Origin of the sequence: Streptomyces sp. NPDC046465, assembly GCF_040646035.1 — a bacterium.
In the GTDB taxonomy this organism is placed as follows: domain Bacteria; phylum Actinomycetota; class Actinomycetes; order Streptomycetales; family Streptomycetaceae; genus Streptomyces.
Window position 1 is genome coordinate 124,188 of the sequence record NZ_JBEYZK010000019.1, and the last position, 17,298, is coordinate 141,485.

15 protein-coding genes and 1 pseudogene are annotated in these 17,298 nt (G+C 69.2%); 7 read left to right on the plus strand and 9 right to left on the minus strand.

What is annotated here, in order from left to right:
- Positions 1 to 60: 60 nt before the first annotated feature.
- Positions 61 to 711 (minus strand): DUF4360 domain-containing protein, encoded by a 651-nt coding sequence (locus ABZ953_RS28210; RefSeq protein WP_361729176.1) that lies wholly within the window; start codon positions 709 to 711, stop codon positions 61 to 63.
- A gap of 318 nt (positions 712 to 1,029) precedes the next feature.
- Here ABZ953_RS28210 and ABZ953_RS28215 point away from each other — a divergent pair, with 318 nt between their 5' ends.
- Positions 1,030 to 1,833 (plus strand): chitosanase, encoded by an 804-nt coding sequence (locus ABZ953_RS28215; protein ID WP_361729339.1) that lies wholly within the window; start codon positions 1,030 to 1,032, stop codon positions 1,831 to 1,833.
- Positions 1,834 to 2,110: 277 nt separating this feature from the next.
- Complete coding sequence (locus tag ABZ953_RS28220) at positions 2,111 to 3,046, plus strand: hypothetical protein (protein WP_361729179.1); 936 nt, start codon at positions 2,111 to 2,113, stop codon at positions 3,044 to 3,046.
- A gap of 43 nt (positions 3,047 to 3,089) precedes the next feature.
- Here ABZ953_RS28220 and ABZ953_RS28225 read toward each other — a convergent pair whose 3' ends face one another.
- On the minus strand, positions 3,090 to 4,121 hold the full coding sequence (locus tag ABZ953_RS28225) for a WYL domain-containing protein (RefSeq protein WP_361729182.1): 1,032 nt from the start codon (positions 4,119 to 4,121) through the stop codon (positions 3,090 to 3,092).
- Between the two features lie 151 nt (positions 4,122 to 4,272).
- Between ABZ953_RS28225 and ABZ953_RS28230 the strand changes: the two genes are divergently transcribed.
- On the plus strand, positions 4,273 to 4,671 hold the full coding sequence (locus ABZ953_RS28230) for a VOC family protein (protein WP_361729183.1): 399 nt from the start codon (positions 4,273 to 4,275) through the stop codon (positions 4,669 to 4,671).
- A gap of 386 nt (positions 4,672 to 5,057) precedes the next feature.
- Here the strand turns inward: ABZ953_RS28230 and ABZ953_RS28235 are convergent, their stop codons facing one another.
- Entirely contained in the window at positions 5,058 to 5,513 is a 456-nt protein-coding gene (locus ABZ953_RS28235) for a hypothetical protein (RefSeq protein ID WP_361729186.1), read from the minus strand.
- Between the two features lie 225 nt (positions 5,514 to 5,738).
- Here ABZ953_RS28235 and ABZ953_RS28240 point away from each other — a divergent pair, with 225 nt between their 5' ends.
- From ABZ953_RS28240 to ABZ953_RS28250, 3 genes and pseudogenes are all read left to right on the plus strand, one after another.
- Positions 5,739 to 6,842 (plus strand): DNA alkylation repair protein, encoded by a 1,104-nt coding sequence (locus tag ABZ953_RS28240; RefSeq protein ID WP_361729189.1) that lies wholly within the window; start codon positions 5,739 to 5,741, stop codon positions 6,840 to 6,842.
- A gap of 204 nt (positions 6,843 to 7,046) precedes the next feature.
- Positions 7,047 to 7,313: pseudogene (locus tag ABZ953_RS28245) on the plus strand (DNA mismatch repair protein MutT); the annotation flags it as partial.
- Positions 7,314 to 7,500: 187 nt separating this feature from the next.
- On the plus strand, positions 7,501 to 7,815 hold the full coding sequence (locus ABZ953_RS28250) for a hypothetical protein (protein WP_361729191.1): 315 nt from the start codon (positions 7,501 to 7,503) through the stop codon (positions 7,813 to 7,815).
- A 154-nt stretch (positions 7,816 to 7,969) separates the two neighbouring features.
- On the opposite strand, the gene ABZ953_RS28255 is transcribed toward ABZ953_RS28250, so the two are convergent.
- The 3 genes from ABZ953_RS28255 to ABZ953_RS28265 form a co-directional block, all read right to left on the minus strand.
- On the minus strand, positions 7,970 to 9,211 hold the full coding sequence (locus ABZ953_RS28255) for an MFS transporter (protein ID WP_361729194.1): 1,242 nt from the start codon (positions 9,209 to 9,211) through the stop codon (positions 7,970 to 7,972).
- Between the two features lie 111 nt (positions 9,212 to 9,322).
- On the minus strand, positions 9,323 to 9,760 hold the full coding sequence (locus ABZ953_RS28260) for an SgcJ/EcaC family oxidoreductase (RefSeq protein ID WP_361729197.1): 438 nt from the start codon (positions 9,758 to 9,760) through the stop codon (positions 9,323 to 9,325).
- A gap of 74 nt (positions 9,761 to 9,834) precedes the next feature.
- Positions 9,835 to 11,274, minus strand: a complete 1,440-nt coding sequence (locus tag ABZ953_RS28265; protein ID WP_361729200.1) for a nucleobase:cation symporter-2 family protein — start codon at positions 11,272 to 11,274, stop codon at positions 9,835 to 9,837.
- Positions 11,275 to 11,568: 294 nt separating this feature from the next.
- Here ABZ953_RS28265 and ABZ953_RS28270 point away from each other — a divergent pair, with 294 nt between their 5' ends.
- Positions 11,569 to 12,504 (plus strand): hypothetical protein, encoded by a 936-nt coding sequence (locus tag ABZ953_RS28270; protein WP_361729203.1) that lies wholly within the window; start codon positions 11,569 to 11,571, stop codon positions 12,502 to 12,504.
- A 159-nt stretch (positions 12,505 to 12,663) separates the two neighbouring features.
- Here ABZ953_RS28270 and ABZ953_RS28275 read toward each other — a convergent pair whose 3' ends face one another.
- From ABZ953_RS28275 to ABZ953_RS28285, 3 genes are all read right to left on the minus strand, one after another.
- A complete protein-coding gene (locus ABZ953_RS28275; RefSeq protein ID WP_361729342.1) occupies positions 12,664 to 14,013 on the minus strand; it encodes a nucleobase:cation symporter-2 family protein in 1,350 nt (449 codons plus the stop codon).
- Positions 14,014 to 14,399: 386 nt separating this feature from the next.
- Entirely contained in the window at positions 14,400 to 15,809 is a 1,410-nt protein-coding gene (locus tag ABZ953_RS28280) for an 8-oxoguanine deaminase (RefSeq protein ID WP_361729205.1), read from the minus strand.
- A 42-nt stretch (positions 15,810 to 15,851) separates the two neighbouring features.
- Positions 15,852 to 17,270, minus strand: coding sequence for a nucleobase:cation symporter-2 family protein (locus tag ABZ953_RS28285; protein WP_361729207.1), 1,419 nt, complete (start codon positions 17,268 to 17,270; stop codon positions 15,852 to 15,854).
- Between the last annotated feature and the right edge of the window lie 28 nt (positions 17,271 to 17,298).

The following is a 17,298-nucleotide window of genomic DNA, read 5'->3' on the forward strand; positions in this document are numbered from 1 at the left end:
AACGCGAAGGGCTGCGCCCCCGCCCCGGCACGGGGCAAGGGGCGCAGTCCCTGCATCAACTCACGGCCGACCAGGACACTCCTTCCAGGCCATGTGGTACACGGTACTGATGTCCCCATCGGTCGAGTCCATCGTCATGAAACTCGACTTGGCCGGGTCGGAAGCCCCCGCGTCGACACGCAACTCCGTGTTGATATTGAAGTTCCGCTTCACCCCGCACGGCGCCCACACGAGCTGCGCCCAGTCCGTGCTGTCGGTGGCCTGCCAGTTGTCGCTGTAGGCCCCCTTGAACTCATGGCTGATCGAGGCCGTCTGGGGCGACCCCTGGAAGTAGTACGAGGCCTTTTCCGTGCCCTTGGCGCCGGGCTGGAGCGAGGCGTAGCCGCGATAGTCCGCGCTGGCGATCGCATACGTGAAGCCCTGCGGTACGTGCACGATGAGGTTGAGCTGGCAGTTCCTGCGGAAGGCCGTGGGGTCGGCCCCCGCACCCGTACGGGCGAGATAGTCGCTGTAGGTGACCGTGAAGGCCGTGTTGTCCTCGGAGACGGCGACGGCCGCGGTGCCGGCGGGGCATCCGGAGCCGTTCACCGTGGCGACCTCGATCACGATCTTGTCGGGGGGCGGGTCCAGGATCGAGGCCGTGTCCTGAGCGGGGAGCGTCGAGCCGAAGAGCGCCACTAGGGCGCCGCTCAGCAGCAGTGCACCAGCCATGGTTCTCCATTCCATTTCTGCGGAGGGGGGTTGGAGAAGTGCCTGTAGTGCGTGGAGCGCATTGCGGGTGCCTGGAGCGGATTGCGTGAGCGAGGGGGAGCGTACGGACCCGTGGGGCGCGCTGCCAGAGCGAGGTCCGGCCATTCCGCGCCCGCCGACGTATCGCGTCTTGACGGGTATACGTCATCTCAAAACTCTGGTAGGAAACCTTCCTAACAGACGCGGAACCATGAACTCCCTCACCTGGAGGCCCTCGTGGAGACCCCCCACACGCACACGCGCACCACCCTCACCTCCCGCCGCACCCTGCTCGCCTTCATGGGCGCCGCAGCCGTCGCAGGGCCGCTGCTCGCCACACAGTCGGCGAACGCGACCCAGACCTCCTCGCCGGTCACCTTGCCGATCACGGCGGGCGGGCTCGACGACCCGGCGAAGAAGGAGATCGCGATGCAGATCGTCTGCAGCGCGGAGAACTCCTCGCTGGACTGGAAGAAGCAGTATCGATACTGCGAGGACATCGACGACGGCCGCGGCTACACCGCGGGCATCATCGGCTTCTGCTCCGGCACCGGTGACATGCTCGACCTCGTCGAGCTCTACACGCAGCGCAAGCCTGGCAACGTCCTCGCCAAGTACCTCCCGGCACTGCGCAGGGTCGACGGCACGGACTCGCACGACGGCCTCGACCCGAACTTCAAGCCCGACTGGGAGCGGGCCGCCGACTCCGACGCGGAGTTCCGCAAGGCGCAGAACGACGAGCGCGACCGCGTCTACTTCAACCCGTCGGTCAAGCAGGGCAAAGCGGACGGCATCGGCGTCCTCGGACAGTTCTGTTACTACGACGCGATCGTCATGCACGGCGACGGCGGCGACTCCACGAGTTTCCGCAACATCCGCAAGCGCGCGCTGCGTTCGGCCAAGCCGCCGGCCCAGGGCGGCGACGAGGTGGCGTACCTGAACGCCTTCCTCGACGCGCGCGTCTGGGCGATGAAGCAGGAGGAGGCCCACGAGGACACCAGCCGGGTCGACACGGCGCAGCGGGTGTTCCTGAAGAAGCGGAACTTCAACCTGAACACGCCCCTTGAGTGGAAGGTCTACGGGGACCCGTACCGCATCGGGTGACGGTCGGCGGTCCCGAGGCCGCGTTCTCGCGCGGGGCGCTCCGGCGCCCCGCGCTCCCGCCTCTCCCCGCGCTCCCGCCTCTTCCTGCGTACCCGCCCTCCTGCGTACCCACCCTCCTGCGTACCCATAGGCACCCATCCACCCCCACGGGCACCTCTAATGCCACGCGCCTCTTGCCTCCCAGGGGCCCCAATGGATACGGTCCCGGCCAACTCCCCGTCTATCTCCTTCTATCTCCGTCTACGCGCGTCAACCTGCACCGAGGTGAGAGACCCCCATGTTCCTCCGTACGACCGTGCTGACCACCACAGCCGTCTCCGTCGCCGCACTCCTCGCCACGGCCGCCACGGCTTCCGCACCGGACGGCGGCTGGCAGCAGGCAGGCGACGACATCACCTCGGGCATCAGCGGCTCCGCGCTCACCGGCCGCTCGGCCGGTGCGACGCACGCCGTCGTCGTACGCGACAACAAGAAGCCCGGCCAGAACCGCGTCGCCGACCTCACCTACCGCCCCGGCCGCTCCGCCACCGTCGAGCCGCTCACCTGGGCGGGCGGCGCCGAGCCCATAGACCTCGAGGCGATCGAGGCGGTGCCGGGCACCTCCGACGAGTATGTGGCGCTGGCCAGCCGCGGCCTCGTCTACCACGTGAAGGTGAAGGGCTCCGAGGCCGAGGTCCTCGACACCTCCCCGCTTCCCGCGATCGCCGAGGGCGACGACTACGAGAGCTTCGCGCTGACCGCACGGCACGGCAGGCTGGCGGCGGTCTGGTCCGACCGGGGTGCGGGCGAGGACCGCCCGGCGAGGGTGCACGCGGCGCCGTTCTCCTTCAACAAGTACGGCGAGGCGGACTTCGGCCGGGTCACGACGGCCCGCTTCCGTGCCCCCTACCCGTCGGGCGACGTCCGGCACGCCTCGGACATCACGGTCACGGACTCCGGCCGCCTCCTGATCAGCTCCGCCTCGGACGCCGGAGACGACGGCCCCTTCGACTCGGCGGTGAACGACGCGGGCAGCCTGTCGGTGAGCCGCTCGGGCGCGGTGCGCCTCTCGCTCGCCAAGTCGCCCGACGTCCTGCGGAAGTTCAAGGGCCACAAGATCGAGGCGATGGAGTACGTGCCGGAGACGAAGTCGCTGCTGCTCGGCACGGACGACGAGAACGCGGGGGCGGTGGTGACGACGGTGCCGCTGCCCCGGCACGGTTCGTCCCGCTGACGGAACGGGCCCCGCCTCCCGGAACCTCCCGGAAGTTCCCGCATCAGGTCCGGCGGGCGCAGGACGCGACGCGCTCCGCGAACTCGACCACCAGCGACCGGAGTTCATCGGGGCGCTCGATGACGAAGGGCCGGTCGAGGGCGGCGAGCACGGGCGGCAGCCAGTCGAGCCGCTCGGCCCGCACCTCGACCCGCAGCCAACGCTCGGCCGCCGCGCCCTCCGCGGGGTGAGGGCCGAGCTCCGGGCCGAGCTCCGGGCCGAGCTCCTCCAGGGTCGCTACGGAAGCCGGTAGCCGGGCACGGATCTGCTCGGGCGTGCCCTGGATCCGCAAGGTCACCTCGTACCGGTACGCGGCCGTCGCGAGCCCCGACAGCACGCGCTCCGCCGGATCGAGCCCGTCCGGCACCTCGAACGAGCCCGGCAGGTTCCGCGCGCCCTCGATGCGGTCGAGCCGGAAGGTCCGGTCCTCGCCGGTGCCGGGGGCCGGGCCCGTTCCGGGGACCGCGCCCGTGACGTACCAACGGCCCGCGTGGGCGACGATCCCGTACACGTGCAAGGGACGCTCGCTGCGCCGGCCGTTCCGGTCGACGTATCTGACCGAGACCGGGCGCCGGTGGCGAACCGCGTCGGCGATGGTGAGCAGGACCTCGGCGTCCGGGGTCGCGGACTCGCCGGGCGGCGCCGTGAAGGCGAGGGAGTCCAGGACGGCGTCGAGCCGGTGCGCGAGCCGCTCGGGCAGCACTCTGCGGATCTTGGCCGCCGCCGTCTCGCTCGCCGTGTCCGCCGCCGTCATCAGCCCCGCCCTGCGCCCCGCGACCAGGCCGAGCAGCGCGGCGAGCGCCTCCTCGTCGCTGAACATGAGCGGCGGCAGCCGGTATCCGGGCCCGAGCCGGTACCCGCCGTACCGGCCGCGCACCGCTTCCACCGGCACGTCGAGGTCGATCAGGTGCTCCACGTACCGCCGCACGGTCCGCCCGTCGACGCCCAGTTTCTCGGCGAGTTCCGCCACCGTCCGGATGCCGCCCGACTGCAGCAGCTCCAAGAGGGTCAGCACACGCCCGGTAGGTCGAGACATGGTCAAGACCCTAGCGCCCATAGTGGACCGATTCTGTCCTCTATTTGTCCTAACGTGCGGAGTGCCGCGAATCCGCGGCGAGGCGGGCCGCGCTCCGGGGCCGGGGCCGCCCCCTCTGTCACCACACTCTTCACCCACCTGGGAGAACACCATGGACTTCGTCTCGATCCGCATCATCACGCACGATGTCGCGCGCCTCGTCGCGTTCTACGAGAAGGCCATGGGAGCCTCGGCCGCCTGGGCCACGGAGGACTTCGCGGAGCTCGGCACCCCCACCGCGTCCCTCGCGATCGCGGGCACCCGCACCGTCCCCCTGTTCGCTCCGGGCTCCGCCCGCCCGGCGGACAACCACAGCGTGATCATCGAGTTCCTCGTCGAGGACGTCGACCGCGTACACGAGAACCTGACGGGCCTGGTCACCGACTTCGTCGCCGGGCCCACGACGATGCCCTGGGGCAACCGCTCACTCCTCTTCCGCGACCCCGACGGCAACCTCGTCAATTTCTTCACGCCGGTCACTCCGGCGGCGATCACGAAGTTCACCCGGTGAGGGACCGCCACGCATCCACGTCCGCCAGGGGCGCGTGATATCTCCTGGAAGGTGTTCACAGCTCGGCCCTGAGCCACACTTCGGGACGTCCCGCGTCGGGCAGAAGTCGCGGTGCCGAATGGCCCTGATGCACTACCGCCAACTCCTTGTACCGCGCGGGGATGACCAGCTACTGATCAACGCCCACGTGTGGTGTCCGGTGCAGTCGGAGGCTGCGCCACCGGGTTGGGGTGACCAGCGTGGCGAAGAGTGTGTCTTCAGATCATGCGCCGATGTTGTGGAGTCCTATCTAGCGTTTTAGGCGGGCAATAGTTCGGCCCGGCCGCCTTACCGCTCCCGTAGCCGTGGCTGTCGGCAAGGTCGGGTGTTGGACAGGACGTGAGGCTTCACCCCTCGTGGCTGTGTACGGGGAGAGCACGAGGCGGCGGCACCGGGTGAGGCGTTGCGAGCCCCGGGGCAGAGTGGTCTGCTCTCCGCTGGTTCGGCTGGATGGTCAGCACTGCGGTCGTCCAGCGATCGCTGCGCTCGCCGTTGAGGTGGTGGCGCTCCAGGCAGCGGATCACCCTGACGTCGCCCTCGGCGAACAGGACCTCGAAGTCGGTGATCTCGATGCGGAGGCCGGGCTGGGAGTTGCGTTTCTGCCGTAGTGCGTCCAGCAGTTGGGACTTGGTGACGGGGACGGGGACGCGGTCGATGCTCAGCATCGTGAACGTCTCGGACTGCGTCGCGGCGACGCGGTCGAGGATTTCCGGGTCCGCGTCGTCGGTTCCGAACCAGGCCGCGAGGAGCTGGTCGGCAGCGACGACCTCGGCTTCCAGTTCTGACGCGTGGCTGCCGTCCATGCCCGGCAGGCTACGCGGAGCGTGGTGTCGTCGCAGTTCAGGATGGGTGCGGCCCCGGCTGGGTGTCAGTGGTGCGTGGCAGACTCGCCAGCATGATGCCCAGGTCGAGATGCATACCGCTCCCAAGCGTTCGGCGGGAGTACGCCGAGCCCCTTTTCCCGCCGGTCGAGAGCCGTACGGGTCGGGCAGTCGAGGGCTTCGCCGTGACCGTGGGTGGGTGTTGAGATGGCCGACTTCAAGGATGAGCTCTCTCCGGATCTCATCAGGCGTCTCGGCGGCGACCTCGCGCAGGGCTCGGCCTCCTTCGACCGGGCGGCGTTCGAGCAGCGGGCCTGTTCCGGCATCGGTGATCTGGAGCTGAAGGCCCGGATCGACTGGATCGCCCAGGCCCTCGCGGCGACGCTGCCGGCCGTCCCTGAGGAGGCTGACCGGCTGATCCGTGCCGCCCTCGACGGAGGGGGGCTGACGGGGTGGGCGTCCATGCCCGTCAACGCCTTCGTCGCCTCGGCGCTGCTGGACCGGCCCGATCTCGCGCTGCCGCTGCTGGCCGCGCTCACCTCCCGCTACACCGCCGAGTTCGCGATCCGCCCGTTCGTCGACGCCCATTACGAGCACACGATGAAGCAGCTCAGGGCCTGGACCACCGACCCCGACGAACACGTTCGCAGGCTCGTCTCGGAGGGCACACGGCCCCGTCTGCCCTGGGCACAGAGAATCCCGCGGTTCATCGCCGACCCGGCTCCCGCTCTGGCTCTCCTGGAGCCCCTCGTCAACGACGAGTCCCTCTACGTGCGCCGGTCCGTGGCCAACCACCTCAACGACATCAGCAAGGACCACCCCGACGTAGTCCTGGAGACCGCCCGGCGATGGTCTGGCAGCAGCACGCACGGTGACTTCGTCGTGCGCCACGGTCTGCGGACCCTCGTCAAACGAGGACACCCGGAGGCGCTCGCGATCCTCGGATTCGATCACCAGGCTCCGATCGAGATCACCGACCTCGCCTGCTCACCGTCCACCATCTCCGTCGGGGAAGCGACCACCATCACCTTCTCGCTGCACGCCACCGACACGGCAACAGCGGCGATCGACTACCTGGTCCACTATCAAGGGGTGCGCGGTCCCAAGGCGGGAAAGGTGTTCAAGCTGACCGCCCGCAACCTCCCTGCGGGCCAGGCAGTCCACTTCTCACGCCAGCACCGCTTCGCGAACCTCTCGGTCCGCACGATCCACCCCGGGCCGCACCGCATCGAGATCCAGGCCAACGGACGCATTCTCGGCGCGACCGAGGTCCACATCACCCCCACCCGACCAGCACAGGGATCGACCTGACAATGAGTTCCTCAGCACGCTCCCGACCAGGATTGATGAGGGCCGCGCCGTGTGAGCCGGCGGGCACCTACCGCACCGGCCGCTTCAGTGCGGCAGGTGAGGGGTTCGCGGTCTCGGAGGAGGACCGGCTTGAGGTGGCCGTGGAAGAGGAGGGTGCGGCCCTGGTCCCGGCAGCTGCGGCTGCGGCTGCGGCTGCGGCTGCGGACTGGCCTCGACGTGGAGATCACGGGCCTGGTCGGCACGTACACGGACCCGCAGCACATCATCGAATACACGGACGGTGAGGTTCGGCGGCAGTTCAATGTCTGCTTCACAGCGAGGACCGTTGGCGGCAAGCTCGCGATCTCCAACGAGTCGGCGGAGCTCCGGTTTGTCCGACCACAGGAACTTGAGGACTTGCCGATGCACCACACCCAGCGGCTCAGGCTAAGGCACTTCTTGCAGCACCGTGAGCAGCCGTATCTCGGCTGACGCTCACGATCGGCACCAGCAACCTTGTGGGCCACGGTTGTTCGCGGTTGTGCGCCGTGGTTGTCACGCGGTCAGACACTCAGCTCACGCTCCTGAACTTCGGCTCGGGCGGATTTTCCCGTATCACTTCTCACCGCAGTGTGGGCTAGGTCACACTGGCGCCCCTGGCCGAAGTAAGGGGGGGACCATGAGCAGTTCGCATCTCAACGCTCCTATCCGAGCCCGCATGTACGCGAAGGCCCTGCACAAGGTGGTCTGGGTCGCCGCGATCGTGGTGTCAGCCGGACTTCTGGCGCCCCCGCTGTTCTTCATCGCGGCTAAGAAGCGCGTCGTCAGTATGTCTGTGCCCGTGATCTACGCAGTGATCATCTACGGCTCGGTCGTCGTGGCGACAGCCCTCGGCAACTCGAAGAACTGGGAGGGGCTTGTTCTCGCCCTCACGATGATCGTTGCTGCCGTACACGCCGCCATCCTCGATACGGAGTGGAAGCCGGGGCGGTGACCGCCTAGGTCCTGTGGCGATATGGGCGACGAGGGACCTGAGGCCCCTGACCCTGCGACAGCTCCGAGATGAGTTGCCCGAGCCGTCTGAGGGAACGGTCCTGAAAACCGTGTCCGTGTTTTCCTCTGCATAAAGCGCGCACTTGACCCGCGCTTCAGCGGCAGCCGCGCCGCGCTCGCGGAGGTGTGGCCACCACCACCGCCACCGCACACACCGCCACGACCCCACCCAGAACCATCAGCACGGACACGGAAGCCGTGTCCACGACCGTTCCGCCCGCCAGCGCTCCGAGCGACATCGTCGCCTGGAATGACGACGTGAACAGGACCGATGCCGCCTCGGGCGTCTGCGGTGCGGCGTGCGCGAACCATGTCTGTGAGCAGACCGGCACCGCGCCGTAGGCGAGGCCCCACAGCAGGAGCAGTACGAGGGCGGCCGCCTTCCCTGCCCCCAGCAGAGGTAGCAGCAGTGTCGCCGCGGCGAGCAGAGTGGCCGCTGTCGCGAAAGCGGTGCGGAGTCCGCGCGCCGCGTACGCGCCCGCGAGGAAGTTGCCGACGACGCCCGCGGCACCGTAGGCGAGCAGGAACACGGTGATGAGGGTCGGGCCCGCGTGCGTCACCTCCGCCAGGAACGGGGTGACGTACGTGTACGTGCCGAAATGGGCCGTCACCACCAGGAACGTCACGGCGAGGCCCGCCCGGACGCGGGCCGTGCCGAGCAGGTCGCGCAGCACGGTGAGCCGGGTGACGTGTTGCGGGGGCAGCGGAGGCAGGGTCCGCAGGAGCGCGGCGAGGACGATCAGCGTCAGGACGCCCATCGCCGCGAACGCCGCGCGCCAGCCCATGAGTTGCCCCAACAGTGTGCCCGCGGGCACACCCAGCACCGAGCCGAGCGGTACGGCGGAGAAGATGACGGCGGTCGCGCGCCCCACCTGCGCCTCGGGCACGAGGCGGACCGCGAGTCCCGACCCGATGGACCAGAACGCGCCGATGACGAAGCCGACGAGGACGCGGGAGACCATCATCATCCAGTACCCGGGCGCGCAGGCGGCGAGGAAGTCGGCGAGGGCAAGGACCGCCATCAGGAGGCACAGCATGCGGCGCCGGTCGACTCGTCCGGTGGTGACCGTCACCGTGGGGGCGGCGACGGCCGCGAGGAGTCCCGGCAACATCATCATGAGGCCGGACGTGCCGTCCGAGGTGCCGAACGTGTCACCGATCGGGGTGAGCAGACCGATGGGGAGGATCTCGGTGGTGACGATCGAGAAGATCCCCATGGTGAGGGAGAGGACCGCGAGTCGGCCCGTCAGGGGTGAGAGGGCGGGGGCGGTAGCGCTAGCGGTGGTCGCGCTCTCGGGTGGTGGGGGTGGAGGCGACGTGGTTGTCGGTGCGGTCATGGCACCGAGTTCAGCAGTCACCCCCCGCCCGGGTCTGGCATGAATTCGACGTCGACGTCGATGCCGACGTCGACGCCGACGTCGGTGCCGACGTCGGTGCGAGCAACGCTGTCAGGTCAGAATCGGCGTCGTCTGGGCCGAGCTGATCCGCCAGCCGTCGGCCTCCTTGACCATCACGTGGGTGAGCCTGCCCGACGTGGCGTGCAAGGGGACCAGGGGCTCCCCGTCCTCCCCCGGCTTTCGGCGGTCCGAGACGCGCTTGACGCTCGACACGATCGCCACGTCACCGCGGAGGAAGCGGACGTCCTCGATCTCGGCCGTCGTGATCACATCGGCCAGTGGCGACGCCAAGGCCTGGCGCATCACCTCGGCCAGCGTGTCCCGGCCCGCGACCCGTCTCCCGCCGAAGTTCACGACGGCGGTGTCGGCCGTGTGGAGCGGTATGAATCGATCCGGGTCGCTCTGGAACTCGACGGAGTCCGCGACCACTTGGCGGATGGCAGCTGCTTCGGTGGATTCGGTGGATGCAATGGGCGACTCATTGTTCATGGCAGTTCTCCCCGTGCGGGTTGTCAGGTGACGCGGGGGCAGTTCGTCCGCCCCCTGCACAGGATCATGGAACATCAAGGGGACTTGAGGTCAAGGGCCGACGCCGCATCGGCCCCGACATTCGCATGTGCACCCGCACCCGCACCCGCACCCGCACCCGCACCCGCACCCGCACCCAAATGGTTGAAGACCAGATTGAGCGCCACCGCCAGAATGCACCCCGTCGAGATCCCCGAGCCCAGCACGATCTGCGCCCAGTCTGGGAACGCGTCGTAGAAGCCGTCCGAGAGGGCGGGGGCCAGGCCCGCGCCGAGGGTGACGACCACGATGAGCGCGTTGTCGCCGCGGTGCAGGTCCGCCTGGAGCAGCGTCTGGATGCCGCTGACCGCGATGGAGCCGAAGAGGAAGAGGCTGACGGCGGCGAGCACCGGCATGGGGACCACGGAGATCAGTGCCGCGGCGGCGGGGCTGAGGCCGATCAGGACGAGGATCGCGCCGCTGAGCGCGACGACGAAGCGGCTGCGCACCTTGGAGATCACGACCAGGCCGATGTTCTGGGCGAACGCGCTGGCGTGGAAGGCGTTGAAGAGGGGGCTGAGGGCGGAGCCGAGGGCATCGGCGCGCAGACCGCGCGCGATGGTCTTCTCGTCGACGTCCCGCTCGACGATCTTCCCGAGGGCGATCATGTCGGCGGTCGACTCGGTGAGGATGACCAGCATCACGACGCACATCGCGATGATGGCCGGGATATTGAACTCCGGGGCGCCGAAGTGGAGTGGGGAGGGGATCCCGACCGCGTCCGCGCCGTCGAGCTTCGAGAAGTCGGCGAGGCCCATCGGGATCGCCAGCAGCGTGCCGAAGACCATCGCCATGAGCATGCTGATCTGCTTCAGGAATCCGCGCGTGAAGCGCTGGAGCAGGAGCATGGCGAGGACCGTGGCGCCCGCGAGCCCGATGCTCTTCGGCTCCGGCGTGCCCGTCGCGGAGTCGTCGGCGATCCAGTCGTACGCGACGGGGATGAGCGAGACCCCGATGAGGGTGATGACGGAGCCCGTGACGACGGGCGGGAAGAAGCGGACGAGCCGTGAGAAGTACGAGCTGACCAGGAAGCCGAAGAGGCTCGACACGATGATCGCGCCGAAGACGACCGGCATGCCCGCCTCGACGCCGCCCTGGGTGGAGATGATCGTCAGCATCACGCCGACGCCCGCGAACGAGACGCCGTTGACGAACGGGAGCCGCGAGCCGATGAAGGTGCCGATGCCGAGGGTCTGCAGCAGCGTCGCGATGCCCGCCATCAGGAGGCTGCCGCCCATGAGTACGGCCGTGTCGCCGGGGGACATCTTCGCCGCGACGGCCACGACGAGCGGTACGGAGACCGCGCCCGCGTACATGGAGGCGACGTGCTGGAGGCTGGCGACGAGCATGCGGCCCGGCGGCAGGATCTCGTCGACCGGATGGACCTCGGGGGCGGCCGTCGCGGCGGGGTCGGTGGTCTTCTGCTGAGAACTCATGAGTGGCGCTTCTTCCGTTGCGTGACGCCGGAAGTCGACCCCGTTCCGTGGGAGTTCATGAGACGCGGAAGAGGGGTCGGCACAACCGACTGGAAAGTAACTTCCGCCATACGGTCGGCGGCGGCACGAACCTACGCCGACGCACCCCGTAAACGGAAGACCCCGGGGCACACCCGCACCGTCCGTCCGCGCCCGACACCTGCCCGTTCAGCCACCCGACGCTGCCCTTCGGTCTCTGGCCCCACCCGCCCGCGGTCAGGGAGAATTGGTGGCTCTGTAGATCGAGGAGTCCCGTTGCGCGAACACGACCACGCCCGTACAAACGCCGCCGGGAAGACGCGTAACTCGGCCCGCAGACCCACAACCGGAACCGGATCCGGGGCCGGAACCGAAGACCCGCTCCAGCGGCTGCGCGCCCTCCAGGGAGCCGCCGGGAACGCCGCCGTGGTCCAGATGCTCCGCCAGGAGCAGGGGCAGGAGCAGCACCAGCACGGTGCCGGCTGCGGCCACCAGCAGGACGTGCAGCCCGCGGTGCAGCGCGCGCCCGGCCGGGGCCCCGACGCGATGGACGTCGACGCGCGGGACTTCTCCGACGCCGAGGAGATCTCGGACGGCGGCACCGACTCGGAGGCGGGCGAGTACGACTACGCGACGTTCCTGGACGAGCGGAACAAGTTCCCGCGGGAGACCACGCCGACCCCGCAGCCGACGGTGGGCTTCGGGGACAGCACGTACGGTCCCGACCCCGGCAAGGTGAAGTCGATGCGCGAGGACCGCAAGCAGGGTCGCGCCGTCCCGCCGCTGCGCTACCGCAAGGACAACGAACTCCTGTACCGGTGGGACAAGCGCACCCCCGACGAGATCCTCGGCAAGGGGTTCGACGCCTGGAACGACAAGCTGCCCGCCAGCCTGCGGCACTACCAGAAGCTTCTGCAGAAGACCGGTTTCGTCAGCACCACCCGCTCCCCCGGCGGATACGTGCCCGACTGGGCGCGGCAGTCCGACGGCAGCGGCTATCGCTACGTGATCAAGGCGTCCGGCGGCATCGACCTGGTGGACACGCTGGGCACCGCGTCCTTCGCCCGGCAGCAGGAGGTCATCTTCTGGCGGGGCATGACGGCCGGTCACATCCTGCGCGCGGAGTTGTGCGACAAGAACGGCAACATCCTCAAGGTCATTCCCGCCGGTGGCGCTGCACCGCAACAGACGGACGCGATGGACATCGACTGAACAGCGACGCCTCGCGCGGGAACCCGGTGGCGCCTCGCGCGGGAACCCGGCGGCGCCTCGCGCGGGACCTGACCGCGCGAGGGGCCACCGGACCAAGGCAGTGACGGTGACGTGAGTGGCGGGTGGGCGGGTGGCTGGGTAAGTGGGTGGCTGGGTGGGTCAGTGCGCCACGGCCTGGCCCGGCACTCGCGTCTCGGCGATCTCCCCGCCCGGCTCCATCGGAGCCGTCACGTCGTCCTCGTCGCGGGTCTTGCCGATGTGGTTGAAGACCAGGTTCAGGAGCACGGCGGCCACGCAGCCCGTCGAGATGCCCGAATCGAGGATGATCTTCGCCGTCTCCGGGAAGGCGTGGTAGAACTCCGGCGCCGCGATCGGGATCAGGCCGACGGCCAGCGAGACGGCCACGATCAGGACGTTGTTGTCCTTCTCCAGATTCGCCTTGACCAGCGTCTGGATGCCGCTCGCCGCGACCGAGCCGAAGAGGACGACGCCCGCGCCGCCGAGCACCGGGCGCGGCACGACCGCGATCAGCGAGGCGGCCATCGGGCACAGGCCCATCAGGACGAGGAAGCCGCCGCCCACGGCGACCACGTACCGGCTGCGGATCTTCGTCATCGCGACCAGGCCGATGTTCTGCGCGAAGGCGCTGCACATGAAGCCGTTGAAGAGCGGGCTGAGAGCTGAGCCCAGGGTGTCGGCGCGCAGGCCCGCGGCGATGGTCTTCTCGTCGGCGGGACGGTCCACGATCTCGCCGAGGGCGAGCATGTCGGCGGTGGACTCGGTCATCGAGACGACCATGACGACACAGAGGGAGACGATCGCGGCGGCGGCGAACTGCGGTGCGCCGAAGTGGAACGGCGTCGGGAAGCCCACGACGTCCGCGTCGCCGACCGGGCCGAAGTCCGTGACGCCGAACGGGATGGCGACGAGCGTGCCGATGACGAGGCCGAGCAGGACCGCGATCTGCTTCACGAAGCCGGTGGTGAAGCGGCGCAGGAGCAGGACGATGACGAGCGTGCTGCCCGCCAGGCCCAGGTTCTTCATCGAGCCGTAGTCGTCGGCGCCGGGGACGGGCCCCTGCGCCCAGCCGAAGGCGACCGGCATCAGCGAGATGCCGATGAGGGTGATGACCGTGCCCGTCACCACGGGCGGGAAGAAGCGGATCATCTTCGAGAAGAACGGGGCGGCGATGAAGCCGAGCACGCCCGCGACGATCACGGCGCCGAAGATGACCGGCAGCGCGTCGTCCTTGTTGTCGGTCGATTCGACGACCGCGAGCATGGGGGCGACACCGGCGAAGGTGACGCCGTTGACGAAGGGCAGCCGGGCGCCGATCTTCCAGAACCCGAGGGTCTGCAGGAAGGTCGCGAGGCCCGCGGTGAAGAGACACGCGCCGGTGAGGAACGTGAGTTCCTTGGCCGAGAGGCCGATCGCGGCGCCCACGATGAGCGGCGGTGCGACGACGCCCGCGTACATCGCGGCGACGTGCTGGAGGCCGGTCGTGGCCATCTTGAGTGCGGGGAGCTTCTCGTCGACGGGATGTATCGCCCCGTCGCCTGGTATGGACCCGGCGTCCTTCTCCGGGTCCGGGGTGGTGCCTTGCTTGGTGAACCTGGGCTGAGTGGCCACTGTGGCTCCTCCGGTTGTTTTCCAGTCCCGGCTGAGCCGCCGGCACTTTTCGCTTCTGGGAGGTGGTGCGTGGTGCAAGGACTTGCTCGATATGCAGTTGTGGAAGAGGGAAGGTGCGGTTGTGGAGGTGCGCCCAGGTAGTCAGGTAGTACTGACCGCCCCGGGAACGCGAAGCTTTGGGCCGCGTTCCGGGGCGGCACTTGAGCAGCCCGCTCGGCTGCTCAAGTCCGGTCAAGGGCCGTCCCCCTCGACCGGAGTTCTTGGATTCAGCTCTCGGCGGCGATCCGCGCGAGACGCTGCGCCTGTTCCCGCGTGGAGCGGGCGATGGCGTCCTCGTCGGCGTGCAGCAGGGTGCCGTTCTCGACGACCGGCTTGCCGTTGACGAGGGAGAGCGTGACCGGGGCCGCCGCGCCGAAGACGATGGCGGTCACCGGGTCGGCGATGGACGCGTGTCCGATGCCGTCGATCTTCCAGAGCACCAGGTCGGCGAGCTTCCCGGCCTCCAGAGAGCCGATCTGCGTGCCGCGGCCGAGGACCTGCGCGCCGCCGTACGTGCCGAGGCGCAGGGCCTGACGGGCGTTCAGGGCGGCTTCGCGGTGGGCGCCGAGGCGGTTGATGAGCAGCGCGTTGCGGAGCTCGGTGTGCAGCTCGCCGGACTCGTTGGACGCGGTGCCGTCGACGCCGAGGCCGACCGGGACGCCCGCCTTCAGCATGTCGGGGACGCGGGCGATACCGGCCGCGAGGCGGGCGTTGGAGGACGGGCAGTGCGCGACCCCCGTACCCGTACGGGCGAACGCGGCGATGTCGGAGTCGTTCATGTGGACGCAGTGCGCCATCCACACGTCCTCACCGAGCCAGCCGGTGGACTCGAAGTAGTCGGTCGGGCCCATGCCGAAGAGCTCGTGGCAGAACTTCTCCTCCTCGACCGTCTCGCTGCCGTGGGTGTGCAGGCGCACTCCGAGGCGGCGGGCCAACTCGGCGCCCTGCTTCATGAGTTCGGTCGACACGGAGAACGGCGAGCAGGGTGCGACGGCGACCTGCGTCATCGCGTCGAAGGAGGCGTCGTGGTGCTTCTTGACGGTCTCCTCGGTCGCGGCGAGCGCGCCCTCCAGGGTCTCGACGGCGAAGTCCGGCGGCAGGCCGCCGTCCTTCTCGCTGCGGTCCATGGAGCCGCGGGCCAGGGTGAAGCGGACGCCCATCTCGGAGGCGGCACGGATGATCGACCCGGAGAGGTCGCCGGAGCCCTGCGGGAACACGTAGTGGTGGTCCATGGCGGTGGTGACGCCGCCGCGGGCCATCATGCCGAGGGAGCCCTGCGCCGCCGCGTACGTCATCTGCTCGTCGATGCGCGCCCACGTCGGGTAGAGCGCCACCAGCCAGTTGAACAGGTTGTGGTCGGTGGCCAGACCCCGGGTGATCCACTGGTAGAAGTGGTGGTGGGTGTTGACCAGGCCGGGGGTGACGAGGTGGCCGGTGGCGTCGACACGGCGTACGACGTTCTCCAGGCCCTCGGGGGCCTTACCGGCGCCGATCGACTCGATCTTGTTGCCCGCGACGACGACGTAGCCGGACGCGTACTCGGTGTCCTGGGCGTCGACCGTCGCGATGGCGGCGTTCTCGATGACGATGCGCTCTACGGCGCCTGCGGATCCGTTGGGGTTTGCCGAGGTTGCCATGGTGCTTCCTTACTGTGTGTGGCGAGTGGGCACGGCATGACCCTAGGAAGATTTGAGTGCCGCGGCGGTGGAGCCACGGGTGCCGAGATGGTTGAAGAACAAGTTGAGCGAGACGGCGACCAGTGCGCCTGCGCTGATTCCGGAGCCGAGCACGGTCTGCGCCCAGGCGGGGAACTCCGCGTAGAAGGTGGGGGCGGCGAGCGGGATGATGCCCGCTCCGAGCGCCACGGCCACCAGGATGATGTTGGAGCTGTCGTCCAGGCCCGCCTCGGAGAGCGTACGGATGCCGCTGACCGCGATGGAGCCGAAGAGGACGATGCCCGCGCCGCCGAGGACCGGCATGGGGACCACGTTGACGACCGCGCCGAGCACCGGGAAGGCGCCGAGGACGATGAGCGCGCCACCGGCGACGGCGACGACGTACCGGCTGCGGACCCGGGTCAGCGAGACCACGCCGACGTTCTGCGCGAAGGCGGAGGTCGGGAAGCCGCCGAAGACGGGTCCTACCAGGGTCGCGATGCCGTCGGTGCGCAGGCCGCGGGTGATGGTCTTCCCGTCGGTCTTGCGCTCGCAGATCTCGCCGAGGGCAAGCATCCCGGCCGCGGACTCCGTCATCAGGACCAGCATCACGATGCAGAGCGAGAGGATCGCGGCGGGCTGGAAGACGGGTGCCCCGGCGGCGAAGGGCGTGGGCAGCGCGGCGAGCGGCGCGGTCTGTACGGAGGTGAAGTCCGCCATGCCGAACGGGATCGCGGCGAGCGTACCGATGAACATACCGGCCAGCAGGGCGACTTGCTTGAGGAAACCGCGTCCGAAGCGCTGGAAGAGCAGGATCACGACGAGCGTGAAGGCGGCGAGCGCCAGGTACTTCATGTTGCCGAAGGTCGGGTCGGTCTCGTCGCCGCCCTGCGCCCACTTCACGGGCACGGGCATCAGCGTGACGCCGATGAGGGTGATGACGACGCCGGTGACCAGCGGCGGGAAGAAGCGGAGCAGCCTGCCGAAGAAGGGGCCGACCGCGAGGCAGAAGACGCCCGCGACCATCACCGCGCCGTAGATCGCGGGGAGTTGGTCGCCTTTCGCGTTGGTCTCGGCGATGGCGAGGATGGGCGCGATGCCCGCCGAGGAGGCGGCGTTGACGAACGGCAGGCGGTTGCCCACGAAGCCCTTGACGCCGAGGGTCTGCAGGATGGTGGCGAGACCGGCGATGAGGAGCCCGGCGGCGATGAGCCGGGTCTGGGCGACGGTGTCCAGGCCGCAGGCCTGGCCGATGATGAGCGGAGGGGTGACCACGCCCGCGTACATGGCGGCGATGTGCTGGAGCGCGGCGGGGACGAGCCGCGAGGGGTGGAGCTTCTCATCCACCGGGTGACAGTCGGGAGTTGATGCTCTGTCAGCTATGTCCGATGGGGTGGAACACGGGCCTTCGGCTGCTGCCGGCCCCTTTGCAGGCTGTGCCATTGCGGATGTTCCCTCCGGTGTGGCGCGC